The organism is Pseudomonas sp. TAE6080, from assembly GCF_018732265.1.
Lineage (GTDB): Bacteria > Pseudomonadota > Gammaproteobacteria > Pseudomonadales > Pseudomonadaceae > Aquipseudomonas > Aquipseudomonas brenneri.
Genome location: NZ_JAHIDY010000002.1, coordinates 219,391 through 244,052, shown reverse-complemented (window position 1 = coordinate 244,052; position 24,662 = coordinate 219,391). Strand labels below are relative to the sequence as shown.

Here is a 24,662-nt window from a genome sequence, read left to right as displayed (position 1 = left end):
TCAGAACTCGTTTTGCAGGGCTTTATAGCCGCGCACCAGATCAACGTTTGTACGGGCCACGTCCTCGGAAAACTCCGAGGCACTGACACTCACTGGCGGAAACTGCGACAGGTCGGTATTGGGCCCGATACGGGTGGTGGAGGGCACATAGAACGCGGCGGGCAAGTCGCGACCATCGACCACCGAGTTGTGCCGCACCACACAGCCATCACCGACCACACAGTTGAACAGCACGCTGTTGAAACCGATAAACACCCGATCGCCGACGATGCAGGGGCCGTGGACAATCGAGCGGTGAGCAATGGAGGTGAACTCGCCGATGGTTACCGCCGCGCCGGATTTTGAGTGGATCACCACGCCGTCCTGGATATTGGAGTTGGCGCCGATAGTGATCGGATCCATGGCGCCGTCGGCGTTGACTTCGTCGGCGCGAATCACCGCATAGGGGCCGACAAATACATTTTCGCCGATGACCACTTTGCCGCAGATGATCGCGGTTTTATCGACGTAGGCTGACTCGGCAATGACCGGCAGATCGCCGGAGGGGTTCTTGCGGATCATGCAGCAGGTTCCTTGAGGGGCGCGGTGAGGATGTGTACCTGGTGGTCTTCAATGGCGTTGTAAAAGCAGGTCGGGCGCCCGGTGTGGCACGCCGGGCCTTGTTGGTCGACGATCAGCAGGACGGCATCGCCGTCGCAGTCCAGGCGTGCTTCGATCAACTGTTGCCTGTGGCCTGAGCTTTCACCCTTGCGCCACAAGCGCTGGCGCGAGCGTGACCAGTAGCAGACCTGGCCGTTGGCGAGGGTTTCGTCGAGGGCCTGGCGGTTCATCCAGGCCAGCATCAATACCTCGCCGCTGCGGTGTTGCTGGGCGATGGCGGCAATTAGGCCGTCGCTGTTCCACGGCAAGGCATCCAGTACCTGGGCCAGGGGAAAGCGGCTGCCGACGGCGGCGGCTTCCAGTTCAAGCATCGACAGTGTCATGGCGTGCCCAAGGCGTCGTACAAGGTGTTGAGGTTGTATTCAAACAGGCCGGTAAAGGTACTGGCCGGGCCTTTGGCGGCCAGGGCATCGGAGTACAACGTGCCGCCGATATGCGCGCCGCTTTCCTCGGCAATCTGCTTGAGCAGGCGTGCGTCCTTGATGTTCTCGATGAAGACCGCCTTGACGTGGGCCTGGCGGATCTGGGTGATCAGCGCGGCGACTTCGGCGGCCGATGGTTCGCGTTCGGTGGACAAACCTTGGGGCGCCATGAAGTCGATACCGTAGGCCTGGCCCAGGTAGCCGAAGGCGTCATGGGAAGTGACGATGCGTCGATTGCCCGCAGGCAGCGCGGCAAACTTGGCCTTGGCTTCGGCCAGCAGGCGGTAGATCTTTTGCAGGTACGCCTGGCTGTTGCGTTGGTAGTCGGCCTTGTTGGCCGGATCGGCAGTGATCAATGCCTGGGTGATGTTGCTGATGTAGATTTCGGCGTTGGCCAGGTTATGCCAAGCGTGGGGGTCGGGGATCTTTTCACCGTCTTCGTCCAGCGTGCGGGCGATCACGCCTTTGCTGGCGTTGACCACCGTGGCTGGGGTTTCGGTACTGGTAATCAGGCGATCCAACCACGGCTCGAAGCCCAGGCCATTCTTGATGATGACGCGGGCCTTGAGCAGCGCCTTGGCATCGTCGGGTGACGGCTCATAGGTGTGTGCATCGGCATCGGGGCCGACCATGTTGCTGAGCTGGATATGTTCGCCGCCGACCTGCTGGGTCATGTCGGCGAGAATGCTGAAGCTGGTGACCACCTGGAGCTTATCCTGGGCGGTCGCGAACGACAGCGGGAGCAGGACGCTGAACAGTACGAGTAGAGCGCGCATCGGAAAACACCTCATTGGGATGTAAGCAAGGGCGGGCGGCGCAGCAAGCCATGTACCGGCCCGAACACCACGGACAGCAGGTACAAGCCGCCAGCCACCAGCACAATCGCCGGGCCGCTGGGCAGCGAGTAATAGAACGACAGCAACAAGCCAAGCCACACCGACACGCATCCGAGCAGCGCCGATATCGCGATCAATACCGGCAGCCGCCGGCTCCAGAAGCGTGACGCCGCGGCGGGCAACATCATCAGGCCGACCACCATCAAGGCGCCGATGGCCTGGAATCCGATCACCAGGTTCAACACCACCAGGGTCAGGAACACACCATGGGCCAACGGCCCGAAGCGACTGACGGTTTGCAGGAACAGGGGGTCGAGGGTGTCCAGCACCAGCAGTTTGTAGATCAGTGCCATGGCGACCAGGCTGAAGCCGGACACCCACAGCATGCCGGTCAAGGTCGGGCCGTCTACCGCCAGCGCCGAACCGAACAGCAGGTGCAGGTGCAGCAGGTCCAGGCGCTTGCCGGCCAGACCAAGGATCAGCACGCCGGCGGCCAGGGAAATCGGGTAGATCGCAGCCAGGCTGGCATCTTCGCGCAGGCCGGTGCGGCGGGTGATCCACGCGGCGAGGCCGGCCATGCCCAAGCCGGCGCCGAGGCCGCCGAGGGTCAGGGCCGGCAGGCTCAGGCCGGCAAACCAGAAGCCCAGTGCGGCGCCGGGCAGGATGCCGTGGGCCACCGCATCGCCGATCAGGCTCATGCGCCGCAGGATCAGGAACACCCCCAGCGGCGCGGTGCTACAGGCCAGCAGCAGGCCGCCGAGCAGAGCGCGGCGCATGAACACGAAGTCGCTGAAGGGCATCCACAGTTGGGCGGTGAGGTGCATCAGGCGACCTGCATCTGCGGTTGTTGCAGGATCAGTGCGGTGCTCGGCGCGAGCACGCAACCGCTGCTTTTGATCTGCAACGCCTGTGGCAGATGTTGGCGGACAGCGGCCAGGTCATGGCAGACCACCAGCAAGGTGCGGCCTTCGGCATGCCAGGTGTGGATATGCTTCCACAGCAGTGCCTGGCCTTGTTCATCCAGTGCGGCATGGGGTTCATCCAGCAACAACACCGGCGCTTCGGCCAGGCTGAGGCGAGCGAGCAGGGCGCGTTGCAGTTCGCCGCCGGACAGGGCCATCAAGGGGCGCTGTTCCAGGCCGCTGAGGCACCAGTCCTCCAGCACGGCTTGCAGGCGTTGGCTGCGTTGTTGCGGGGAGTGTTTTGTCGCCCAGAAACCGGCAACCACCAGTTCTTGAAGGCTGATAGGAAACTGCCGGTCCAGATATTGTTGCTGTGGCAGGAAAGACATCCCACCGCGCCGTGGAACGTCCAACATGACCTTGCCCGCCAAGGGCTTTTGCAAGCCGGCGATAACTTTCAACAAGCTGCTTTTACCCGAACCGTTCGCGCCGATCACCCCGGTCAGGCTGCCTTTGCCCAATTCGATATCAATGGCCGGCGTCAGCGGTTGGCCCGGAGCGCCCCAGCGCAAGGCATTGCAACGGATCACGCGCCAACCCTCGTCCAACGGCTTTCGGCCACGGCATCGTGGGCGTGCAGGCTTTCGGCGTGGATGACTTTGAGGTGAAAGGCTTGCACGGCGTCCGAGCGTTGCAGCGCCAGGTTCAGGCGGCGGGCGGCGTCTTCACAGAACATCAGGTTCTGCCCGTTGGCCAAGGCGAAGGCTTGTTCATCGGCCCGTTTGACCGCGGTTTGTACGGCAGTGCCAAGGGCGGTTTCGGCCTGGTCGATCAATTCCGTCAGTGGCAACGTGGGCTGCCCAGGTTGCAGATCAACCTGCAACTGCGCAGTGCTGCGCTGGCTGTGCGGTGTGGCGATGATCCCTTTGGCGCTGCCAAGCCAGGCCAGCACGTCTTCGTGTTGCAACGACGTGTTAGCGAAGTCATCGATAAATTGCTGCTGAATCAACTGCCTGGCGAGGGCTGCCGAGCATGGGCAGGTTGAAGAGTAAGTAACGTCAATTTTTAGTTCCACGTGGAACATCTGCTTTTCCAAGCGCGCTTCGATGCTCACCGGATAGCTCTTCCAACCGGCTAATGGGCTGACCAGCGCAGGACGCTTAAGCAACAAATCGGTATGAATCCGCAGGTACGCACTGTTCGACAAGCCTTCATGGCTATCGAGAAAACGCTGTAGCACCTGGCGCAGCAGCGCTGGTTGCAGGTCTTGTGACTCAAGCATTTCCAACGCCAGGTATAAGCGCGACATATGAATGCCGCGCGCCTCGCCATCGTCCAGGCTTACTCCTGCATCGGCCTTGGCGCTCAAACGTTGGCCGTCGATCAGGATGGGCAGGGCAATGCCACACATGCCCACCCAGTCGAGTGGCAAGGCTTGGCGAGAAGCCTGCGCGGCGATATCCGGCAGAGTCAGCGCATTCATTAGAAGGTCCATCGTTGGATATAAACCGACATGTTATAGTATAACAATTCAGTCGACGATTATTTTTCTGCGGTGAATGTCATGCACAGACGTCAACTCCTTAGCCTGCTGCTGGCCAGCTCCGTGTTTACTTTGCCTTTTGCGCTGCATGCGACGCAGATCCGCAATGCGCGCCTGTGGCGTTCCAATGACAAGCTGCGGTTGGTGTTCGATCTCAGCGGCCCGGTGAGCTACAAGACCTTTTCCCTGGGCGCACCCGAGCGGCTGATCATCGACTTGAGCGGCGCGGGCCTGAGCGGTGATTTCAGCCAATTGGCACTGGCCAACAGTGGCATTACCGCGATTCGCTCCGGGCGCCAGGGCGCGGGCGACACCCGAATCGTCCTCGACCTGGCCCAACCGATGCAGCTCAACAGCTTTGTCCTGCCGCCGCAGGATGGGCAGGGGCATCGCCTGGTGTTGGACCTGAGCAGCAGCGCCCGCCAAGCACCGGTGGAGAAAGCGCATCCCAAGCGCGACATTATCGTCGTGGTCGACCCCGGCCACGGTGGCAAGGATCCCGGCGCTGTTGGCGCCAAAGGTGAGCGGGAAAAGGATGTGGTCCTGGCCATCTCCCAGTTGCTGGCCAAGCGGCTCAAGCGCGAGAAGGGCTTTACCGTAAAGCTGGTACGCAACGATGATTTCTTCGTACCGCTGCGCAAACGGGTGGAGATCGCCCGGCGCTACAGGGCCGATATGTTTATCTCGGTCCACGCAGATGCGGCACCACGGCTGACGGCATCGGGGGCTTCGGTGTATGCCTTGTCCGAAGGCGGTGCCACTTCGGCAACGGCGCGCTTCATGGCACAGCGGGAAAACGGCGCCGACCTGTTGGGCGCCACCAGCCTGCTCAACCTCAAGGACAAGGACCCGATGCTCGCCGGGGTCATCCTCGATATGTCGATGAGCGCCACCCTGGCCGCCAGCCTGCAACTGGGCAATACCGTACTGGGCAGCCTGGCGGGCATCACCACGTTGCATCAAAAGCGTGTGGAGCAGGCGGGGTTCGCGGTGCTCAAGTCGCCGGACGTGCCGTCGATCCTGGTGGAAACCGGCTTTATCTCCAATGTCCGTGACAGCCAGCGGCTGGTCACTGCGCGTCATCAACAGGCAATCGCGGATGGCCTGTTTGAAGGGTTGCAGCGCTACTTCCAGAAAAACCCACCGATCAACAGCTACATGGCCTGGGCCCAGCAGCAGAAGAACGGCCAGGCCTAGCAGCCGGTGATGCGGCTACAGGTGAACTTGGCGCTGGCGCCGCCGGAGCTGGAAAACCGGTTGATTGTGGTCCAGCCCACGCGCCGCGTGTAGCCAACCCATGCCTCACCATCGGAGGCCAGCCCGGTAAAAAACGTCAACTGGCCATAACGGCTGTTGGTCTGGGCCCAGTAGCGCTTGCCGATCACCTCAAACCCTCGCAAATAGGTGGTGCTGCCCACGGTGGCGACGCTGTACGCGTTGCCCTGGGCATCGACGCAGGCCAACAGGGTGGCGCTGCGAGTGCAGGTGGCCAATTGGCTCGGCACTTGCGCGCCGGCCTGACTCGCGACCAGCAGCAACACGCCGCACAACAAGTATTTCATAAGGCTTCTCGGGGCATGGACGGGCTCAAGGATTGCGCCCTTCGTCGCGTCAGGCAAGCGGGGATTAGCTTATTTGCACTGTTATACTATAACATTAAAACGAAGCCTGACCCGTGAACCGACCTGATGACTGAACAAGACCTGCTTGCCCAATCGCCCGCCGATTACATGAGCGAGCCCCAGCAAGCCTTTTTCCGCCAGTTGCTGCTGGCCCAGCGCGCTGACCTGCAAACGCGCATCGACGCCGAGTTCATGGTGCTGCGCGAGCAGGAGCCCAACAGCGACCCCGCCGATGTCGGCAGCGCCGAAGAACAGCGCCACTGGCAACTGCGCCTGCTGGAGCGAGAAAAGAAGCTGTTGGACAAGATCGACGAAGCCCTGGAGCTCCTGGCCCGCGGTGAATACGGCTGGTGCCGCGAAACGGGCGAGCCGATTGGCCTCAAGCGCCTGTTGCTGCGGCCTACAGCGACCCTGTGTATCGAAGCCAAAGAACGTGAAGAGCTGCGCGAACGCCATCAACGGGCGATTTGACCGGCCAACCTGATGAGGAACACCTGATGACCGACCGACTACCCGTTACTGTGCTGTCCGGATTTCTCGGCGCCGGTAAAAGCACGCTGCTCAATTACGTCCTGCGCAACCGCGAGAACCTGCGGGTGGCGGTGATCGTCAACGACATGAGCGAGATCAACATTGATGGTGGCGAGGTCCAGCGCGACGTCAGCCTCAACCGCTCGGAAGAAAAACTGGTCGAGATGAGCAACGGCTGCATCTGCTGCACCTTGCGTGAAGACTTACTGATTGAGGTCACAAAGCTCGCCAGGGATGGCCGGTTCGATTACTTGTTGATTGAGTCCACCGGCATTTCCGAGCCGCTGCCAGTGGCCGAAACCTTCACCTTTCGCGATGAAAACGGCCAGAGCCTGGCGGATATTGCGCGCCTGGACACCATGGTTACCGTGGTCGACGGCATGAACTTCCTGCTCGATTACCAGGCGGCCGAAAGCCTGGCGTCCCGTGGCGAAACCTTGGGTGAGGAGGACGAGCGCTCTATCACTGACCTGCTGATCGAACAGATCGAGTTTGCCGACGTCATCCTGATCAGCAAGATCGACCTGATCAGCAGCCACGAACGTGAAGAACTGGTGGCCATCCTTGAGCGCCTGAATGCCCAGGCGCGCATCATTCCCATGGTCATGGGCGAAGTGCCGTTGGCCGAGATCCTCAACACCGGGCGTTTCGACTTCGAGCGCGCGGCCCAGGCACCGGGCTGGTTGCAAGAGTTGCGCGGTGAGCATGTGCCGGAGACCGAGGAATATGGCATTGCCTCCACGGCCTATCGGGCGCGTCGGCCATTCCACCCGCAACGGTTTTTCGACTTTATCGACCGCCCGTGGAGCAACGGCAAGTTGCTGCGCTCCAAGGGTTTTTTCTGGCTGGCCAGCAAGCATCGTGATGCCGGCAGTTGGTCCCAGGCTGGCGGCTTGATGCGCCATGGTTTTGCCGGTCGCTGGTGGCGCTTCGTGCCCAAGAGCCAATGGCCTGAGGACCAGGAAAGCGTTGCGGCGATCATGGGCAATTGGCAGTTGAGTACTGGTGATTGCCGTCAGGAACTGGTGTTTATCGGGCAGAACATCGATTTTGCGCAACTGCGCGTTGAGCTGGACGCGTGCCTGCTGACGGATGAAGAAATGGCCCTGGGCGTCGAAGGTTGGCGCCAGATGGTCGACCCTTTTGGCCCTTGGTACGAGGAGGCAGCCGCCTGATGCTGGCACCTGTGATTCAACTGCGCCCGGTGATTCGCCAGACCCGTGGGGAAACCCCGCTGGCGCTGGCCGATATCCTGGACAACGGTGTGAACCTGGCGCTGTGGCAGCGCCAGTTGCCGCTGCATATCGCCGAGTTTGGCGCCTTGCTGGTCTCGCTGAACGAGCCGCTTGCCGAGTCGCTGGTGGTGGAATTGGACAGCGAAGAGGCTGAGCCCAACTTGCTGGGCCTGGCCGCAGGCTGTCGTGATCTGGAAGGCTACGACGGGTTTATCGCCGATGTGGCGTGGCTGGTCAGCGCCTTTGCCTGCCTGTTGGGGGCCAAGCGCATCGGCGTGCGGCTGAGGCTGCTGGATAAGGCCATGTGCCCGCGTTTTCATGTCGATCACGTACCCGTGCGCTTGATCACCACCTACGCCGGCATCGGCAGTCAGTGGCTGCGCGAAGGGGTGATGGACCGCCGCCAGTTGAGCCAGGCAGACGCGGAACCCAGCGAGCGCATCGAGCAGATCCACTGTGGTGAGGTCGCCCTGCTCAAAGGCGAAAAGTGGCGCGGCAATGAAGGCTACGGCTTGATTCATCGCTCGCCGGCGCTGGCCGCCAACGAACGTCGGCTGATTCTGACGCTGGATTGGTTGGCATAACCGGGTAGGATCAAGCCTCTCTACACGGTCAGAACAATGTCCAGCATGCTGCAAAATATTCCCACCCATGTGATTGCCGGGCCTTTGGGCGCCGGCAAGACCAGCCTGATCAAGCACCTGCTCGCCCAGCGCCCGCCCCACGAACGCTGGGCGGTGTTGATCAATGAGTTCGGGCAGATTGGCCTGGATGCCGCACTGCTGACCCTGGATGACGATGGTATTGCCTTGGGCGAAGTGGCTGGTGGCTGCTTGTGTTGTGTGAATGGCGCACCGTTCCAGGTAGGCCTGGGCCGTTTGTTGCGTAAGGCCAAGCCCGACCGTTTGTTTATCGAGCCCTCAGGGCTTGGCCACCCGGCGCAATTGCTCCAGCAGTTGCGCCAGGCGCCCTGGCACACCGTGCTGGCCGTCCAGCCTTGTGTGCTGGTACTCGACGCCCAGGCGCTGGCGGCGGGCAGGTCATTGCCCGAGGCCCAGCGTGAAGCTCTGGCCAGTGCCGGGCTGCTGGTGCTGAACAAGGATGAAGGGCTGGACGCCGTACAGCGCGGCGAGATTGAAAGGGCGCTGCCGGCTTGCGAGGTTTTCTGGACCCGACAGGCGCAACTGCCATTGGCCCGGCTGCCGGGGCTCGATGCTCAGGCGGGGGCGGCTGTGGATAACTTCGAAACACCCAAGGGGCTGGGGCAGATCCCGGCTATCTGGAGCGATCCATGCGTGCCGATCTGCCTGCATCAGGCCCAGGCAGGTGCGTGGAGCATCGGTTGGCGCTGGCATCCGAGCCAACAGTTCGACACCTGCAAGGTCCGGCAATGGCTGGAAAGTTTGGACTGGCAGCGCGCCAAACTGGTTATCCACAGTGTCGGTGGCTGGGTCTCGGCCAACGCTGTGGATAACACCACGCTCACCTGGCAGCCCAGCGAATGGCGGCGGGACTCGCGTATCGAGCTGATTTTCAGCGAGGAACAGGACGTGGCCATGCTGCAAGCAGCCTTGGCCAATTGCCGTCAGTGACGGGTCTTGCTGTGCTCCTGGCGCCACTGGCTCAGTTCAATCACTTCGGCAGTGGGCGGCGGCGTCTTTATTTCAAACGGATAGGGCGCCAGTTCGATCTGCGCACTGTGGGCACCAAACTGGGTGATGGTGCCGGGATGGCGGGCTTCGCCGGTCACGGTGAACTCAAAGTTGTAGACCCGCGCCAAACGCCGACGGCCGTTGGCGTCCTTGACGAAACCGATGCGTTTCAAGGCCACGGCGCCGTCGAGCAGTTCGATGTCGAGCTTGGCGCAATGCTGCTTGACCCTCTCCAGCGCTCGCTCGCGCAGGCCGTGGTTGTGCCACACCCAAGCGGCAGCCGCCGCCAGCAGCATCAGCACAAAGATATTTCCCAGGGTTAGCATGCGATTTGCTCCAACAAAGTAAGGCCAGCTTAACTGTGTCTCCGGTCTGTCGTACAGGCTGCTTTTAGTCGCATACTGCGCGGCCAGAATTTAACGGTTTTACGGAAATCCCCTGCATGAAACGTACGCCTCATCTGCTTGCGATCCAGTCCCATATGGTCTTCGGCCATGCCGGCAACAGCGCCGCCGTGTTTCCCATGCAGCGGGTGGGGGTGAATGTCTGGCCGCTCAACACCGTGCAGTTCTCCAACCATACCCAGTATGGCCAGTGGGCGGGAGAAGTGTTGGCACCGCAGCAAATTCCTGCGTTGGTAGAAGGGATCGCGGCGATTGGCGAGTTGGGCAACTGCGACGCGGTGCTGTCTGGCTACCTGGGCAGCGCCGCCCAGGGCCGGGCGATCCTGACCGGTGTGGCGCGGATCAAGGCGATCAACCCCAAGGCGCTGTACCTGTGCGACCCGGTGATGGGCCACCCGGAAAAAGGCTGCATCGTGCCGCAAGAAGTCAGTGATTTTTTGCTGGATGAAGCGGTGGCCATGGCCGACTTCCTGTGCCCCAACCAACTGGAACTGGACAGCTTCTCGGGGCGTAAGCCGCAGTCGCTGTTCGATTGCCTGGGCATGGCGCGGGCCCTGCTGGCGCGCGGCCCCAAAGCGGTGCTGGTCAAGCACCTGGACTATCCGGGCAAGCTGGCGGACGGTTTCGAGATGTTGTTGGTGACTGCCGAAGGCAGCTGGCACCTGCGTCGGCCGCTGCTGGCATTCCCGCGCCAGCCGGTGGGCGTGGGCGACTTGACCTCAGGTTTGTTCCTGGCGCGGGTGCTGCTGGGCGACAGCCTGCTGGCGGCCTTCGAGTTCACCGCAGCGGCTGTGCATGAAGTGCTGCTGGAAACCCAGGCGTGCGCCAGTTACGAGTTGGAGCTGGTGCGAGCCCAGGATCGCATCGCCCACCCGCGTGTGCGCTTCGAAGCCACGCCGATCAGCCTGTAACACCACAACCCTAATGTGGGAGCGGGCTTGCTCGCGAATGCGGTGGGTCAGTCAGCACCTGTATTGACTGATTCACCGCATTCGCGAGCAAGCCCGCTCCCACATTTCGATTGGGTTTACAGTTTGGGATCAGAGGGCGTCGGCCTTGATTTCCTGGTAGCGCTTCTCCAGCTCCTGGCGAACCTGGCGACGCTGCTTGCCCTGGATAAACCGGCGCTTGTCTTCACTGTTCTGTGGCTGCAACGCTGGCACGGCGGCCGGTTTGCGGTCGTCATCGACGGCGACCATGGTGAAGAAGCAGCTGTTGGTATGACGTACCGAGCGCTCGCGGATGTTCTCGGTGACCACCTTGATCCCCACTTCCATCGAGGTGTTGCCGGTGTAGTTGACCGACGCCAGGAACGTCACCAACTCGCCGACATGGATCGGCTCGCGAAAAATCACCTGGTCCACCGACAGTGTGACTACGTAGCGGCCGGCATAACGGCTGGCGCAGGCGTAGGCCACTTCGTCGAGGTACTTGAGCAGGGTGCCGCCGTGGACATTGCCTGAGAAGTTGGCCATGTCAGGGGTCATCAATACCGTCATCGACAGCTGGGCGTTTCCGGGTTCCATAGCACACTCACGGTTGTAGGCATTGGTTGGGGGGCACCTCTGCGGATGCTGGAATCATTACAGCGCCATCCCTTACGGGACGCCGGGACGGGGCTTGCCGTCACGCCGGGAGCGATCTGTTTCCATATATTGCACCGGCTTTCTGCCGGAAGTCGCGGTGTTACCCTTCAAAAGCCTATTTCAAGGGCATTTCTTACGATTAAGGCAGACTTTTCCTTCCGCACATTACGAGCCGTTGTGGCGGCTGCGTGGAACTTGGGAAAGTGCCAGCACCCTCAAGGAGCCCCTCGCCATGCACGCCATCAGCTTTATCCAGGACTTGGCTGTGATCATGCTCGTGGCAGGGGTGGTGACCATCCTGTTCCATCGCCTCAAGCAGCCAGTGGTCCTGGGGTACATCGTTGCTGGCTTCATCATCGGCCCACACACTCCGCCATTCGGGCTGATCCACGACGAAGACACGATCAAGACCCTGGCCGAGCTGGGGGTGATCTTCCTGATGTTCTGCCTGGGCCTGGAGTTCAGCCTGCGCAAGCTGTTCAAGGTGGGCGCCACGGCGTTTATCGCAGCCTTCCTCGAAATCATCCTGATGATCTGGATTGGCTACGAAATCGGCCAATGGTTCGATTGGAACACCATGGACTCGCTGTTCCTCGGCGCGATCCTGGCGATTTCCTCGACCACCATCATCGTCAAGGCGCTCAACGACCTGAAGATGAAAAACCAGCGCTTTGCCCAACTGATCTTTGGCGTGCTGATCGTCGAAGACATCCTGGGTATCGGCATCATTGCCTTGCTGTCGAGCATCGCCGTCAGCGGTACAGTCAGCTCCGGCGAAGTGTTTTCCACCGTCGGCAAGCTCTCGCTGTTCATGATTGTGGCGCTGGTGATCGGCATTTTGCTGGTGCCGCGGCTGCTGGCCTACGTGGCCAAATTCGACAGCAACGAGATGCTGCTGATTACCGTCCTGGGCCTGTGTTTCGGGTTTTGCCTGTTGGTGGTCAAGCTCGAATACAGCATGGTGCTGGGGGCCTTCCTGATCGGCGCGATCATGGCCGAATCCCGGCAGTTGCTGAAAATCGAGCGTCTGATCGAGCCGGTTCGCGACATGTTCAGTGCGATTTTCTTTGTCGCCATCGGCTTGATGATCGACCCGCAGATCCTGCTGCAATACGCCTGGCCGATCGCGGTGATTACCGTGGCGGTGGTGCTGGGCAAGATGTTGTCCTGTGGCCTTGGCGCGTTTATCGCTGGTAACGACGGCCGCACCTCGTTGCGGGTAGGCATGGGGCTGTCACAGATTGGCGAGTTTTCTTTCATCATTGCGGCGTTGGGGATGACGTTGCAAGTGACCAGCGACTTTCTCTACCCAGTGGCGGTGGCGGTTTCTGCGATTACCACGCTGCTGACGCCGTACCTGATTCGTGGTGCCGATCCACTGTCGTTGAAGATTGCAGCGGTGATGCCGCAGCGCCTGAGCCGGGTGTTTGGCCTGTATGGCGAATGGCTGCGTAGCATTCAACCCCAGGGCGAAGGCGCGATGCTGGCGTCGATGATCCGCAAGATCATCTTGCAGGTGGGGGTGAACCTGGCGCTGGTGGTCGCGATTTTCTTTACCGGCAGTTTCTTCGCGGCGCGTATAGGCGGGTATCTGCAAGGCTGGATCAGTGATCCTAGCTGGCAGAAGGCATTGATCTGGGGCGGCGCATTGTTGTTGTCGCTGCCATTCTTGATTGCCGCGTATCGCAAGCTCAAGGCGCTGTCGATGCTGCTGGCGGAGATGAGCGTGAAGCCGGAAATGGCCGGGCGCCATACCCAGCGCGTACGACGGGTGATTGCCGAGTTGATCCCGATCCTCTCGCTGCTGGTGATTTTCCTGCTATTGGCAGCCTTGTCGGCCAGTATTTTGCCGACCAACAAGTTGCTGGTGTTGATTGCGGTGGTGACCGCCGCAGTCGCTGCGGTGCTCTGGCGCTGGTTTATCCGCATACATACGCGCATGCAGGTGGCCTTGCTGGAAACCCTGGATAACCACAAGGACACCCACGAACACTGATCAGCTTTCCAGCCAGACGTCCCGCGCCCAGTGCCACACCGATTCCCAGGACTCTTCGGTGACCAGCTCTTCTTCGCCGGACCACAGCACTACCGTGCCGTCTTCCTCGACGCAGTAGTAATCGTCTCCGTTCTGGCAGATCGGGATCAGCTCGCGAGGCACGCCGATATCCCAGGCATTGGCTGCGACATCCGGCAGATAGGTGTGGGACTGTGGGTCGGTGATGGTCACCGGCTCCAGGCTGCCATACACCACATCGCTGACGGTCAGCAGGAATTCCTTGAACACAAACGGGATGTTGATATACAGCTGTTCTTCGACTTCCACCAACTGGTCTTCGTCGGGCAGTTCCAGAGGAACCGGTACCGGTTCGTTGGCTTCACGCAATTGTTCGATAACTTCTTCCACGGCCGGGATCCTCATGCTAGATGGCGCGGTTTATAGGGGCGTTTTATACAGTAGCTCGCTATAAGTGCAACCGCGAAATAGAAAACCCGGTGAAGCCGGTTAAAACTGCTTTTCCAGCTTTAGGCTGATGCTGTTTTTGTCGTAGGAATAAAGCCAGTCGACATTGCTTACGACCTTGTTGTACTTGACTGTCAGACTGGGCACCACATCCATCACCGCCAGGCGTGGGGCGCGCAGGATAAACGTGTAGCCTTGTTCATCGTCGCTGCGTCGGTCATCAACAATCGCGCTGTAGGCATCGTATTGGCGCTTGCGGTACGAAGCGAACAGCACGGCGCTGACGCCCACCTCGAAATCCTTGGCGACGCCCAGCCGCACACCTTTTTGCAGGTAAGCCTGGGTACGGTCCTGGGCGTTGCGCTGGCTCAGGTCCACGCCGCCGAACAGCGTCCAGCGCTGGGGCAGTGCCTGCCACAGGGTGGCGTAGACCGAACTGATGCCGCCGTCGAGGTTGGTATTGAGGTCGTGCTTGTAGGCCATGTCCTTGTATTCGCCTTCGAGCTTGAACATACGCGTGGCCGATAACGTGTGGATCCATTCGCCCCGCAGCCCCCAGGCGCTGTACATGGCGTTGTCGGCAATGGTGTTGAACTCATACGACGGACCGAGGGAGTACTGGTTCTTGGCATCGTGGTAGCTGTAGCCGGCATTGTTGATCACTGTGCCTTCGTTGTACTTGCTCTCTTTTTCATACGCCTGGCCGTACAACAGCGAGCGCATGAATACCCCGTGATGGCCGCTGAGGGCGATGCGTTTGTTGAGCGTGGCCTCGTAATCCGCGCCGTGGGCAGACACGGCCTTGGGCAGCGAGCGTTGGACCAGAATGGTTTCTTCGGCAGTGACGTAGCGATACGTCACCGTGCTTTCTGGTGACTGGTTGAGGTTTTTGCCCCAGGTCGGGCCGATGGCGAAGGAGCCTTGCCAGTCTTCACGGTGATCCAGGGCCTGCTTGAAACTGTCGACGGTCTTGCCCAGGCCCATGGCCTGCGCGTCGGAGGGGCTGAGGCCGCTGCTGATCTGTTGGAATACGGCGTTGGACTCGCCATCCTTGCGGTTCTCGAACAGCACCCGCGCCAGCTCCAGGCGGCCGGGCAGGAAGTCGGACTGTATCGCCAGCAACTGCCGGTAATAATCTTCGGCCTGTTCCAGATCGCCATCGGCGCGGGCCAGACCGCCCTTGGCATAGGCGGTGAGCATCGGGTCGTGGCCGGGCAGGGCGGTGTAGCGTTTGAGATAGTCCCTGGCCTGTGGCCAGTTCTGACGCGAGAGGGACACGTACACTGCACGGCCCAGCTCATCCAGGTTGTTGCCGACGGTGTAGTCCTGGCCATCGATGTTCAACAGTGGCGCGGCGCCGTCGCTGGGCAGTTCATCCTTGAGCAACTCGCGCTCTTGCTGATTGGCGCGGTACTCGATGGTCTGGTTCAGGCGCAGGCTGGTGTCCTGGTCGGCAGCAAATACCGCAGGGGCCATGAACAGCAGCAGGGAAAAGGGTAAAGCGTGGAGCGCAGGGGATCGTTTGCAGTAGGGCTGGGGCATTACCGGGCTCTCGGGATCGCTTCAAAACGCCAAAAGCAAGTGCCTGGGGGCAGGCACTTGCTTGGGTGGTGCTACAACAGGTTCACCGGCGATTACTTGGCGACGCCACCGAAAGCGGTGTCGTAGTTGCGATCGGCGAACTTGGCGATACCGGCCAGCGACGCTGTGGAGCCTGCGCCGAAGAAGCTGCCTTGGGTGGTGCCGGTTGAGAGGCTTGCATTAGTGACGGCATCGCGCGCTGCAGCGTTGCCGGCAAAGCTGGCGTCGGCGGTGTTGATGTTGGCCGCCAACTGGACCTTCAGCGTGCTGTTGCTCAGCGAACCGACCAGAGTCGGGGCGGCTGTGCCGAAGGATGCGGTCAGGTCGCCAGACAGCACGTTAGCCCCGGAGTAGTTGTTGATGCCCTGTACCGCGTAGGTCACGCTGGCCGTTGGCAGTACGCGGCCAGTGGTATCGCCGGAGTAGTACACGACACGGCTTGGGTCATTGTTGGCACCCGTCTGGGACCACTCTCCGTAGTACACCTGTTGGTTGGCGACTTGTTTGAAATCGAAGTTGCCCAGTGTGGAGTGAGAGGGTGGCATCATCGCGGTAGTAATAGTGGAGACGCCATTGGCATCGGTGGCAGCCATGCCTTTCAAACCACTGAAAGCGACTTTCGTGCCGTTGTAAAAAGCCTTAACGCCAATGGCTGGCTGGCCCGCGGAACCTGGGTGATTGGTTGAGCCTGAACCACTGGAACCGTCAACGACGATCGTACCATCGTAACTTTGACCAGAAGAAGTGGCTGCTTGAGCAGCGCCAGCCAGACCCAGAAGTGCCATTGCCAATACTGTGTAGTTGAAAGATTTCATTTCATCATCCATTGAGTGATTTAAATTAAGTCAACACGTCAAGCGTTCGCCAATTACCTCTTTAGCCTCCCATGCAATACCTCCAAAGTTAAAAAGTAGTTGTGAAGCCGAGTTTCAATGTTCGGCCGGGCGCGGGCATGGCCGAGCGGGTCAGTGGGTCGATGTAATAAAGATTACTCAAGTTGGTACCGGTTAATTCGATGGATGCGTCATCGGTCAACTTGTAGTTCACGTAGGCGTCATAAGTGACGATCTTGTCCCAAGACATAGGTGTATTCAGGTAATAACTGACCATGGCGTTGTTAGGGTAGTTGTTATAGAACTTGTTTTCATGTTGACGGTAATAAATAGCCCGTCCGCCCACTTCCAGTTTGCGATCAAGGAACCGCGCGCCTAACCCGAGGTTGGCAGTCCACTCTGGCATTGCCATGCTCACCAGGTATCCGCCTACAAAACCGTCATCTACACAGTTTGGGGTACTGCCATCGGTGCTGATGGAGACCGCCGAGTTCTCATCGCAGACGCGGTTTTTCAGGACATGGCCGATGCTCATGTCGGTGAAAAACCGCCCGCTATCGTAGCGACCCTGGAATTCCACGCCGGAAGTGACTTGCTTTTCAAGGTTACTGAAACGCAGTTGTGGGTCGCGTTCGATCACGTTTTTCGTGGTGTTGTAGTAATAGCTCAGCTTGATATCGGCGCTTTCACTGCCACCCCAGCCAGCTAGGTTATGGATATAGGCGGCTTCGTAGTTGTGCGCATGTTCTGGCTCAAGCCCCCAGGGATTGATTGAAGAGGAAAAGCCAATGGTGCTTTCAAACATGCTTGGGTAACGGATGGCCTCGCTGTAGCGCAGGTAGACCCGGCCATTTTCCGAGGTATAGAACGTTGCAGAAAGCGAAGGTGTCCAGCCACTGTCTTTCTGGTGTTTGGCTTTGATGTCTTTTTCGTAGCCCTCACCGTTTCCGGAAGAGCTGCAGGAAATGATATTTTCACCTGCGTTCAAGCCGTTGATACACGGGTTGTTAGCGCGCGAATAGCGGCCTTTACCATCGCTCTCCCAGTTAACCCTATGTTGGGTTTCTTGAATGGGTGATGTTTCTCGTTTAATCACTTCTATATCGGCCAAACGCTCTGCTTCAGTAGCGCCGAAAACATCCCAGAAGCCCTTCATGTTTTCAATTTTCTGATCAATGGTTGTTTTTAATTCGGCATCCGTCAGTGTCTTGCGCGTGGTGTAATACACCCGACGCCCGGTTTCTTCAAATTGCGTTGTTATTCCACTCTTGTCCTGAGCACTTTTCAGATAGTCATCGAACGCCCAATAAGACGAATAACGCATCCCTGCCTCAAACTTGGCAAAGCTCACGGGGCGCCAATCGAACTTGAAGTTGTACTCCTGTTCTTCGCGGCGTCCAGCTCGTGGGTACATGCGAAAGTTGCTGCTGATCATTGGGTCGTAAAAGTTGTCCTTCGAACTCAATTTTTCATGCTGATAACTGCCACCCAGCGTCAGGTCTAGGCTATCAAGCAGCTTGAATTTGTTGCTTGCGGTCAGGCCGACTCGATCATGTTTTGAGTTGGCCAGGGCGGTATTCCTGAACACCGGGTCCTCTTTGGTGGTTTGGTTGGGAACTCCACCACTGCTGTAGGTATCGCTGCGGGTGTTGGTCATCCAGAGGTTGGAATAGAAATCCACCCACGGATTACCTTCGGGCTTGAGGTTGTATTCCAGGTTGTAGGCTTTGCTTTGTACATGGCTCAACGGCCACTGCGGTACGCCGTTGGTGGCGGCGTCGTAAGTCGTGCCGGGGGTAAAGAATGAGATCCGTGATGGCAGGATTTCGCCGTACAGCGCATCGGTGTCGCGGTAACCGAACTCCAGGGACTGGTTTTCATCAATCTTGAGTTTGGCCTTGCCCAGCCAGGACTCCATCTTGCTGGAGGTGTTGGGCACTTCATCGCCCGGTTTGTAGATGGTGGCGAGGTTGGGAATGTAGTCAAACTGGCCGTTGACTTTCTTCCCGCTGGAATAGAAGTCGGTTTTGTTCTTACCTGAGTAGTGGTTGCCTTTTTCGCGGAAGGCATAGGCTGCCAGCAGTTCGAATTTTTCCTGCCGTGTGGTCAGTGCCAGGCGGTAGGCGGAGTCATCGCTGGACAGCAGCTTGTTGCTGCTACTGGTGCGCGGATGTTTGTACAGCGAAGGGTCGTAATAGGAGCTGATGGGAAAGTATTGATAGTCGGGGCTGGGCATTTGCCCGGTCATCAGCGTCGGCAGTTTGGGCGACACCGAGTTGTTGCTGCCTTCGATTTTAAGTTCGCCACCATATTCCTGATCCTGCTTGAGCACGTCGTCGACGTTCAGGGTGCTGGCCACCACTGCGCCACCGATGCCGCTGTAGACGTTGCGCTCCAGGTTCGGCCCCTTTAGAACCTTGATACTGCCGATCAGGTTGGGGTCGATATAGTTGCGGTTGTTGGCGCCTATGTAGCCGCGATATGCGGTGATCGCCTGTTCGGTACCGTCGATGAGCACGGGCACGCGCCCTGGGCCCTGGATGCCGCGAATGTTCGGGTCCAGCGCGCCGCTGTTACGCGAATCGCCGCTGTAGACGTTAAGCATGCCCTTGAACATATCGGCGGGGGCCGCGCCTTTGTAGCGCTCGATCTGCTCCTTGCCGGCGTAGACCGTGGAGATGTCCTGGTCGTAGACGTCGTTGTAGCCCTTTTCATCGCGCGACTGTTTGCCTTCCATGCCGAGCACGTAGGTGGGATGCAGGTCGCCAGGCAGGATGCCGGCCGAGTTCGGCCCGGGTTGTACCTGGATGATCGGGCGGTCGGACGGGCCGCTGAGGCTGTAGGTGACACCTTGATTGGCCAGCAATGTTTGCAGCGCAGCGTCCAGGGACAGGCGACCCTTGACCGGGTTGCCGTAGCTGTTGGTGAAGTCGTTGCTGCCCAGGTAAAGCTCGACACCGGCCTGGCGCGCCAGCAGCACCAGGGCTTGATCCAGGGCCAGGGTCGGCACATCGAAATTGTGCACATCAGTGACCGGGGCGTGTGTTGCACTGACGGCCGGGGCTGCCAGCACCGGGCTGATAGTCGTGGCATCGGCGACCAGCGCAATGACGGCCAACTGAATGCCCAGGCTCAGTCGGGTACGTTTTGTTGCCTGGCGCTTTTTGTTGTTCTCGTGCGTCTGCAAAACCGGCCTCACTAAAGTAAATAAGATTTATTCACATGTAGTAGAAACGGCTCAGCTGCAAAAACGCGATAGATCGTTATGATCTATGTATATGGATTTTTATTTGATTTTTTAAGGTCGCTCAGTAGATCAGGGTCAACCCAGGCAGCTCGACAATACGCCCATGGACTTGCGTTACCAGGTGCTTGAGCGCCTCGTCGAGGTTATCCAGGCGCATCACTGCACTGATCTTGACGTTGCGCAGTGCCTCACCTTTGACCAGCACCAGCCCAGGTCGATAGCGGTTGATGCGGGTTGCGGCGTCGGCCAGGGATTCACGCTGGAACACCAGTCGTCCTTCCTGCCAACTGGCCAACTCCTCAGGGCTGGTGTTCAGCGGTACAAGCCCCGTCTTGGGGCTGAAGCGCAGGCTGTTGCCCTGTTCAAGCAATGCCGAGCCGGCCGCCTCATCGCGCCCGTGATCGGTCAGATTGACCTCGACCCGGTGCTGCAATACGCCCACCCAGCCTTCGCGGTCCTTGCCGATACCCACCAGATAGCGGGTGCCGCGTGCCGTGATATCGGCGCCGGGTGCCTGGACGGTGAAGGGGCGTCGCTCCTGTTCATTCATCGGCGCAGGTGTGAACACGGCTTCGCCCTGGCTCAAGCGCACGCGCCGGGTCTGATCGTCGTAGGCCAGGTTGAGAATACTGTGGCTACCCAACTGCACCTGGCTGCCGTCGGCCAGGGTGATCTGGCGTACTTCGCCAAAACCGGTGTGGTAGTCGCTGGTCAGGGCTTGCGCCCAAAAGGGCGGCGCCAGCAGCATCCAGCAGCCGAGGGCGAAGGCCGTCGCCGCGCCTCCATTGATGATCGGCATGCGTAGCCAGGCCGAGCGCGGCGGGCGCTGGGGTTTTACATAACCGGGGCGTTGTTTGAGCGATGCCGTGGCCTGCCAGGCACGATTGGCGCGCTCAACGGCAGCCGCGTGCAACGGATCGGCAGCCAGCCAACGCGCAAAAGCCTCAAGTTCACGTGCCGAAAGCTGTCCTTGGCGATGGCGCATCACCCAGTCGGCAGCTTTGCGCTCTACCGGGTCGATAGTCTGTGGGGAGGCGTTCACGGTTCGGTCTATTTACCTTTTGGCTCTTTGTCATACACAAGGCTCAGCCCTCTTGGTCTGGCTCTAGCGCCCGGCCAATCCTGGCCAGGGCCATTGCCATGTGTTTTTGTACAGAGCTTGTGGATATCCGTAAATAGCGCGCGGTCTCTTTGTGCGTCATGCCCTCGACGCGACAGAGCATAAATACGTCGCGGGTACGGGCAGGCATGCGTTCAAGCAGGCTTTCCAGGTGCTCCAGTTCGAGTGCGCCGAGGGCCTGTTCTTCAGGGCAACTGGTCTCATCGACCAGGGTGGCGAAAAAGGCCGTGGAGTCGTTTTCGTAGCGCTTTTCACCAAAGCGCCGGTGATGGTCGATCATCAGGTTGTGCGCTACCCGAAACAGATAGGACGGCGCGCAGAGCACGCGCTCCAGGCTCTCCAACTGGGCGATGCGCAAAAATGTGTCCTGCACCAGGTCCGAGGCCAGGCTGGGGGAGCACTTCTTGCGCAACAGATATCGATGCAACGCAGGGGCGTGTTGAGTGAACAGTTTTTCCAGCACGGCGGCACTTTCCTATGCTCGGGCAGAACCGGGGGAGGGCGAGTATAATGAGAGTCGTTCTCATTAATCCAGTAAAACTCCGCACTGCGTTTTCCACAGGCAAAAAAACACCCCGGTGGTGCAGGCTCTTTGGAACACTGCACTCGACCGGGGTGTTTGTTACAGCAGGCTATGCGCCTTTGCGGATCAGCCGTTCTGGCGGATACCGGCTACCAGCCAAGGCTGGTTTTCGCCTTGCGGACGTTCCATGTTCCAGCTTTCGCTGAACACTTCGCCCTGGTCGAAGCGCGAAGTCTTCGACACACCGCTGAAGGTCAGGGTGGCGATGGTCTTGTCGGCGCGGTCATCCACACCTTCCAGTTGTACGCGCAGGTCGTCGATGTAGGTCGACTGGAAAGCGTCGCCCAACTCGGCACGTTCGCGCTTGAGGAACTCCAGCAGTTGCGGGGTCACGAACTCGGCGATCTTGTCCATTTCGTTGGCGTCCCAGTGTTGCTGCAGGGACTGGAAGTGGTTGCGGGCCGCTTCGACGAAACGCTCTTCGTTGAACCAGGCTGGCGCATTGATCACCGGACGCGCAGCAGCAGATGCCGCCGAGCCGCCGAAGATCGAACCCATGGCAGGCTTTTGCTCGAACACTTCACGCTGCATTGGCGCGCCAGCTGGAGCCAGGTGCTCCTGTTGCTTGCGACGACGGGCGGCGATGAAGCGGAAGATCACAAAGGCGATGACGGCCATGATCAGGATGTCGAAGATCTGCATGCCCTGGAAGCCGCCGCCCATGAACATGGAGGCGAGCAGGCCACCGGCAGCGATACCGGCCAGAGGGCCCAACCAGCGCGAAGCACCGCCGGCCTTGGCAGCAGCGCCCGCGGCACCGGCTGCACCTGCGGTGGCAGCCGCTCCACCCATGCCGCCAGCGGCTGGGGCCATTTGGCTGGTCTGGTGGCTCGGCGCTGCGCCGGAGCTTTTACCGCCACCGAAGCGTTTGGCGTTGGCGTCGAGGCTCATCGTCAGGCCGATGCACAACGCCATGGCGATGCTAAGAAAACGTTTCATAAAGGGAATTCCCATTTGTGGATTGCACGCGCGCCATGTTGCACAGGTGTACTGACAGTGGCTAGCGACATAATGTTTCGGGCTTTTGCGTAAGGCCTAATCCGAATGCTCTGTAGGGTGTATCCGCGCCCTGTGTAGGAGCGAGCTTGCTCGCGAAAAACTCCAAGACACCACGCTCATCCAGGATGCCCGCGTTATCGTTGACGATCTTCGCGAGCAAGCTCGCTCCTACACCGGGCAGGCTTTAGACCGCTTCGAGCTTGGCGTAGCCCATCATCAGCCACTTGCTGCCTTCGGCGAAGTTTACCTGCACCCGGGCCTGGGCCCCGGCGCCTTCGAAGTTGAGGATCACACCCTCGCCAAAGATCGCATGCTTGACCAACTGGCCCAGGCTGAACGGGGTTTCGGGAATTTCCGCACCGGCAAACATGTTGCTGGAATTCTGCTGCTGGCCACCGCCAAACGGCCGGCTGACGCTATTGGACAAGCGCACTTCCTGGATCAACCCTTTCGGCACTTCTCGTACGAAGCGCGACACCTTGTTGTAGGTCTCGCTGCCATACAGGCGACGCGTCTCGGCGTAGGTCATCACCAGGTTCTGCATGGCCCGGGTGATGCCCACGTAGGCCAGGCGGCGTTCCTCCTCAAGGCGGCCGGGCTCTTCCAGGCTCATCTTGTGCGGGAACAGGCCTTCTTCCATGCCCACCAGGAACACGTAGGGGAATTCCAGGCCCTTGGCACTGTGCAGCGTCATCAATTGCACGCTGTCTTCGTGCTCGTCGGCCTGGGTATCGCCGGCTTCCAGCGATGCATGGCCGAGGAACGCAGCCAATGGCGACAGGTCGGCATCTTCTTCGCTGTTCTCGAAAGCCCGGGCGGCGCTGACCAGTTCCTCAAGGTTTTCTACCCGGGCCTGGCCTTTCTCGCCTTTTTCCGCTTCGTGGTAAGCGATCAGGCCGGACTGTTCGATCACGGTCTGGGTCATCAGGTGCAGCGGCATTTCCAGGCACTTGGCGGCGAGGTTGTCGATCAACTCGACAAACCCACCCAACGCCCCGGCAGCGCGACCTGTCAGGCCTTTATTGACGATCAGCAGGCGCATGGCTTCCCACATCGACACATCGCTGTGACGCGCGTGTTCGCGGATCGCCTCGACGGTTTTCTCGCCAATACCCCGCGCCGGTACGTTGATCACCCGCTCCAGCGCCGCGTCGTTGCCGCGACCTTCCAGCAGGCGCAGGTAGGCCATGGCGTTCTTGATTTCCGCACGTTCGAAGAAGCGCTGGCCGCCATAGATGCGGTACGGGATACGTTCGCGCAGCAAGGCTTCTTCCAGCACCCGCGATTGGGCGTTGGAGCGATACAGAATGGCGATGTCGCTGCGGGCCAGTCCGGTTTTCAGGGCGCTTTCAATGGTTTCCACCACGTAGCGCGCTTCGTCGTGTTCGTTGAAGGCTGCGTAGAGGTTGATCGCCTCGCCTTCGCCGCCGTCGGTCCACAACTCCTTGCCCAGGCGCCCGGTGTTATTGGCGATCAAGGCGTTGGCGGCCTTGAGGATCCCGGCGGTGGAGCGATAGTTCTGCTCCAGGCGAATGGTCTCGGCGTCCGGGAAGTCGTCGGAATACTGGTAGATGTTCTCGATTTTCGCGCCGCGCCAGCCGTAGATCGACTGGTCGTCGTCGCCCACCACCATCAGGCTGTCGCCGCCCTTGGCCAGCAGGCGCAACCAGGCGTACTGCACGGCGTTGGTGTCCTGGAACTCGTCCACCAGGATATGCCGGAAACGCTTCTGGTAATGCGCCAGCAGGCCAGGGTTGTCGCGCCACAGGTCGAGGGCCCGCAGCAGCAGTTCGGAGAAGTCGATGACCCCGGCACGCTGGCAGGCCACTTCGTAGGCTTCATAAATGCTGCGCATGGTGGCCAGGAACAGATCGCCGCTGGCCTGGATATGTTGCGGGCGCAGGCCTTCGTCTTTCTGGCCGTTGATGAACCACTGGGCCTGGCGCACCGGCCAGCGTTGCTCATCCAGGCCCAGCTCGCGGATCACCCGCTTGACCAGGCGTTGCTGGTCATCGCTGTCAAGAATCTGGAAGCTCTGGGCCAGGCCTGCTTCCTGCCAGTGGGCCCGCAACAAACGGTGCGCCAGGCCGTGGAAGGTGCCGACCCACATGCCGGCCGGGCTGATGCCCATCAACTGCTCGATGCGGTGGCGCATCTCGGCAGCGGCCTTGTTGGTGAAGGTCACCGACAGGATGGAATGCGGGGACGCGTTCTCGACCTGGATCAACCAGGCGATACGGTGCACCAGCACTCGGGTTTTACCGGAGCCAGCACCGGCCAGGACCAACTGACGGCCAACGGGGGCTGCTACGGCCTGGCGTTGGGCATCGTTGAGGGAGTTCAGCAAAAGGGAGAGATCATCGCGCATCGGCGCATTCTAGGGTGCCGGGGGAAGGGGGGCAAATCCCAATGCCGGGTGGTCGGCACAAAAAGCCGCCGGCGATC

General features: G+C 60.0%; 24 protein-coding genes. 7 read left to right on the top strand and 17 right to left on the bottom strand.

Features of this window, described 5'->3' with window-relative positions:
- From KL786_RS03510 to folE2, 6 genes are read right to left on the bottom strand one after another with little or no spacing between them, the layout of a single operon-like run.
- Nucleotides 1-561, bottom strand: coding sequence for a gamma carbonic anhydrase family protein (locus tag KL786_RS03510; RefSeq protein WP_032856659.1), 561 nt, complete (start codon nt 559-561; stop codon nt 1-3).
- A complete protein-coding gene (hisI, locus tag KL786_RS03505) occupies nt 558-983 on the bottom strand; it encodes a phosphoribosyl-AMP cyclohydrolase (RefSeq protein WP_215516754.1) in 426 nt (141 codons plus the stop codon). Before hisI ends, KL786_RS03510 begins: the two co-directional genes overlap by 4 nt.
- Nucleotides 980-1,858, bottom strand: coding sequence for a metal ABC transporter substrate-binding protein (locus KL786_RS03500; protein ID WP_215516753.1), 879 nt, complete (start codon nt 1,856-1,858; stop codon nt 980-982). The genes hisI and KL786_RS03500 overlap by 4 nt, the downstream gene beginning before the upstream one ends.
- Nucleotides 1,859-1,869: 11 nt before the next feature.
- A complete protein-coding gene (locus KL786_RS03495) occupies nt 1,870-2,742 on the bottom strand; it encodes a metal ABC transporter permease (RefSeq protein ID WP_215516752.1) in 873 nt (290 codons plus the stop codon).
- Entirely contained in the window at nt 2,742-3,410 is a 669-nt protein-coding gene (locus tag KL786_RS03490; RefSeq protein WP_215516751.1) for a metal ABC transporter ATP-binding protein, read from the bottom strand. The genes KL786_RS03495 and KL786_RS03490 overlap by 1 nt, the downstream gene beginning before the upstream one ends.
- Nucleotides 3,407-4,303: a GTP cyclohydrolase FolE2 gene (gene folE2, locus KL786_RS03485; RefSeq protein WP_215516750.1), complete on the bottom strand. Its 897-nt coding sequence runs from the start codon at nt 4,301-4,303 to the stop codon at nt 3,407-3,409. Before folE2 ends, KL786_RS03490 begins: the two co-directional genes overlap by 4 nt.
- Before the next feature lie 81 nt (nt 4,304-4,384).
- Here folE2 and KL786_RS03480 point away from each other — a divergent pair, with 81 nt between their 5' ends.
- Entirely contained in the window at nt 4,385-5,560 is a 1,176-nt protein-coding gene (locus tag KL786_RS03480; RefSeq protein WP_215516749.1) for an N-acetylmuramoyl-L-alanine amidase, read from the top strand.
- Here the strand turns inward: KL786_RS03480 and KL786_RS03475 are convergent.
- Complete coding sequence (locus KL786_RS03475; protein WP_215516748.1) at nt 5,557-5,925, bottom strand: glutamine synthetase; 369 nt, start codon at nt 5,923-5,925, stop codon at nt 5,557-5,559. The genes KL786_RS03480 and KL786_RS03475 overlap by 4 nt on opposite strands.
- A 126-nt stretch (nt 5,926-6,051) precedes the next feature.
- Between KL786_RS03475 and dksA the strand changes: the two genes are divergently transcribed.
- From dksA to KL786_RS03455, 4 genes are read left to right on the top strand one after another with little or no spacing between them, the layout of a single operon-like run.
- Nucleotides 6,052-6,456, top strand: a complete 405-nt coding sequence (gene dksA / locus KL786_RS03470) for an RNA polymerase-binding protein DksA (RefSeq protein WP_215516747.1) — start codon at nt 6,052-6,054, stop codon at nt 6,454-6,456.
- Between the two features lie 26 nt (nt 6,457-6,482).
- Entirely contained in the window at nt 6,483-7,691 is a 1,209-nt protein-coding gene (gene zigA, locus KL786_RS03465; protein ID WP_215516746.1) for a zinc metallochaperone GTPase ZigA, read from the top strand.
- Nucleotides 7,691-8,335, top strand: coding sequence for a DUF1826 domain-containing protein (locus KL786_RS03460; RefSeq protein ID WP_029290068.1), 645 nt, complete (start codon nt 7,691-7,693; stop codon nt 8,333-8,335). Before zigA ends, KL786_RS03460 begins: the two co-directional genes overlap by 1 nt.
- A 45-nt stretch (nt 8,336-8,380) precedes the next feature.
- The gene (locus KL786_RS03455; RefSeq protein ID WP_215516774.1) at nt 8,381-9,343 is read left to right on the top strand and encodes a CobW family GTP-binding protein; all 963 of its coding nucleotides are present in this window, start codon (nt 8,381-8,383) and stop codon (nt 9,341-9,343) included.
- On the opposite strand, the gene KL786_RS03450 is transcribed toward KL786_RS03455, so the two are convergent.
- A complete protein-coding gene (locus KL786_RS03450) occupies nt 9,337-9,729 on the bottom strand; it encodes a DUF3301 domain-containing protein (RefSeq protein ID WP_032856673.1) in 393 nt (130 codons plus the stop codon). The genes KL786_RS03455 and KL786_RS03450 overlap by 7 nt on opposite strands.
- A 116-nt stretch (nt 9,730-9,845) precedes the next feature.
- Between KL786_RS03450 and pdxY the strand changes: the two genes are divergently transcribed.
- Nucleotides 9,846-10,718 carry a pyridoxal kinase PdxY gene (pdxY, locus tag KL786_RS03445; protein ID WP_215516745.1) on the top strand — a complete coding sequence of 291 codons (873 nt, stop codon included), beginning with the start codon at nt 9,846-9,848 and terminating at the stop codon, nt 10,716-10,718.
- Between the two features lie 129 nt (nt 10,719-10,847).
- On the opposite strand, the gene KL786_RS03440 is transcribed toward pdxY, so the two are convergent.
- On the bottom strand, nt 10,848-11,333 hold the full coding sequence (locus KL786_RS03440; protein WP_032856676.1) for an acyl-CoA thioesterase: 486 nt from the start codon (nt 11,331-11,333) through the stop codon (nt 10,848-10,850).
- Between the two features lie 292 nt (nt 11,334-11,625).
- On the opposite strand from KL786_RS03440, the gene KL786_RS03435 reads away from it, so the two are divergent.
- The gene (locus tag KL786_RS03435; RefSeq protein WP_215516744.1) at nt 11,626-13,389 is read left to right on the top strand and encodes a cation:proton antiporter; all 1,764 of its coding nucleotides are present in this window, start codon (nt 11,626-11,628) and stop codon (nt 13,387-13,389) included.
- Here KL786_RS03435 and KL786_RS03430 read toward each other — a convergent pair whose 3' ends face one another.
- The 8 genes from KL786_RS03430 to uvrD all read right to left on the bottom strand — a co-directional run bounded on the left by KL786_RS03430 (nt 13,390) and on the right by uvrD (nt 24,585).
- Nucleotides 13,390-13,797 carry an SMI1/KNR4 family protein gene (locus KL786_RS03430; RefSeq protein WP_215516743.1) on the bottom strand — a complete coding sequence of 136 codons (408 nt, stop codon included), beginning with the start codon at nt 13,795-13,797 and terminating at the stop codon, nt 13,390-13,392.
- A gap of 99 nt (nt 13,798-13,896) precedes the next feature.
- Nucleotides 13,897-15,396, bottom strand: a complete 1,500-nt coding sequence (locus KL786_RS03425) for a surface lipoprotein assembly modifier (protein ID WP_215516742.1) — start codon at nt 15,394-15,396, stop codon at nt 13,897-13,899.
- 92 nt (nt 15,397-15,488) lie between these two features.
- Nucleotides 15,489-16,220: a Slam-dependent surface lipoprotein gene (locus KL786_RS03420; protein WP_390898774.1), complete on the bottom strand. Its 732-nt coding sequence runs from the start codon at nt 16,218-16,220 to the stop codon at nt 15,489-15,491.
- Between the two features lie 118 nt (nt 16,221-16,338).
- Entirely contained in the window at nt 16,339-19,455 is a 3,117-nt protein-coding gene (locus KL786_RS03415) for a TonB-dependent receptor domain-containing protein (RefSeq protein ID WP_215516740.1), read from the bottom strand.
- A 121-nt stretch (nt 19,456-19,576) separates the two neighbouring features.
- Nucleotides 19,577-20,557, bottom strand: a complete 981-nt coding sequence (locus tag KL786_RS03410) for a FecR family protein (RefSeq protein ID WP_353844639.1) — start codon at nt 20,555-20,557, stop codon at nt 19,577-19,579.
- Nucleotides 20,558-20,600: 43 nt separating this feature from the next.
- Nucleotides 20,601-21,098 carry an RNA polymerase sigma factor gene (locus KL786_RS03405; protein ID WP_032856686.1) on the bottom strand — a complete coding sequence of 166 codons (498 nt, stop codon included), beginning with the start codon at nt 21,096-21,098 and terminating at the stop codon, nt 20,601-20,603.
- 186 nt (nt 21,099-21,284) lie between these two features.
- On the bottom strand, nt 21,285-22,157 hold the full coding sequence (locus KL786_RS03400; protein WP_215516739.1) for a Tim44 domain-containing protein: 873 nt from the start codon (nt 22,155-22,157) through the stop codon (nt 21,285-21,287).
- A 244-nt stretch (nt 22,158-22,401) separates the two neighbouring features.
- Complete coding sequence (uvrD, locus tag KL786_RS03395; protein WP_090292500.1) at nt 22,402-24,585, bottom strand: DNA helicase II; 2,184 nt, start codon at nt 24,583-24,585, stop codon at nt 22,402-22,404.
- Nucleotides 24,586-24,662 lie beyond the last annotated feature (77 nt).

What these genes read in the sequence shown, in the direction of transcription:
- KL786_RS03510 (WP_032856659.1), bottom strand. Translation starts at nt 561, where the DNA reads ATGATCCGCAAGAACCCCTCCGGCGATCTGCCGGTCATTGCCGAGTCA.
- hisI (WP_215516754.1), bottom strand. Translation starts at nt 983, where the DNA reads ATGACACTGTCGATGCTTGAACTGGAAGCCGCCGCCGTCGGCAGCCGC.
- KL786_RS03500 (WP_215516753.1), bottom strand. Translation starts at nt 1,858, where the DNA reads ATGCGCGCTCTACTCGTACTGTTCAGCGTCCTGCTCCCGCTGTCGTTC.
- KL786_RS03495 (WP_215516752.1), bottom strand. Translation starts at nt 2,742, where the DNA reads ATGCACCTCACCGCCCAACTGTGGATGCCCTTCAGCGACTTCGTGTTC.
- folE2 (WP_215516750.1), bottom strand. Translation starts at nt 4,303, where the DNA reads ATGAATGCGCTGACTCTGCCGGATATCGCCGCGCAGGCTTCTCGCCAA.
- KL786_RS03480 (WP_215516749.1), top strand. Translation starts at nt 4,385, where the DNA reads ATGCACAGACGTCAACTCCTTAGCCTGCTGCTGGCCAGCTCCGTGTTT.
- KL786_RS03475 (WP_215516748.1), bottom strand. Translation starts at nt 5,925, where the DNA reads ATGAAATACTTGTTGTGCGGCGTGTTGCTGCTGGTCGCGAGTCAGGCC.
- dksA (WP_215516747.1), top strand. Translation starts at nt 6,052, where the DNA reads ATGACTGAACAAGACCTGCTTGCCCAATCGCCCGCCGATTACATGAGC.
- zigA (WP_215516746.1), top strand. Translation starts at nt 6,483, where the DNA reads ATGACCGACCGACTACCCGTTACTGTGCTGTCCGGATTTCTCGGCGCC.
- KL786_RS03460 (WP_029290068.1), top strand. Translation starts at nt 7,691, where the DNA reads ATGCTGGCACCTGTGATTCAACTGCGCCCGGTGATTCGCCAGACCCGT.
- KL786_RS03455 (WP_215516774.1), top strand. Translation starts at nt 8,381, where the DNA reads ATGCTGCAAAATATTCCCACCCATGTGATTGCCGGGCCTTTGGGCGCC.
- KL786_RS03450 (WP_032856673.1), bottom strand. Translation starts at nt 9,729, where the DNA reads ATGCTAACCCTGGGAAATATCTTTGTGCTGATGCTGCTGGCGGCGGCT.
- pdxY (WP_215516745.1), top strand. Translation starts at nt 9,846, where the DNA reads ATGAAACGTACGCCTCATCTGCTTGCGATCCAGTCCCATATGGTCTTC.
- KL786_RS03440 (WP_032856676.1), bottom strand. Translation starts at nt 11,333, where the DNA reads ATGGAACCCGGAAACGCCCAGCTGTCGATGACGGTATTGATGACCCCT.
- KL786_RS03435 (WP_215516744.1), top strand. Translation starts at nt 11,626, where the DNA reads ATGCACGCCATCAGCTTTATCCAGGACTTGGCTGTGATCATGCTCGTG.
- KL786_RS03425 (WP_215516742.1), bottom strand. Translation starts at nt 15,396, where the DNA reads ATGCCCCAGCCCTACTGCAAACGATCCCCTGCGCTCCACGCTTTACCC.
- KL786_RS03420 (WP_390898774.1), bottom strand. Translation starts at nt 16,220, where the DNA reads ATGGCACTTCTGGGTCTGGCTGGCGCTGCTCAAGCAGCCACTTCTTCT.
- KL786_RS03400 (WP_215516739.1), bottom strand. Translation starts at nt 22,157, where the DNA reads ATGAAACGTTTTCTTAGCATCGCCATGGCGTTGTGCATCGGCCTGACG.
- uvrD (WP_090292500.1), bottom strand. Translation starts at nt 24,585, where the DNA reads ATGCGCGATGATCTCTCCCTTTTGCTGAACTCCCTCAACGATGCCCAA.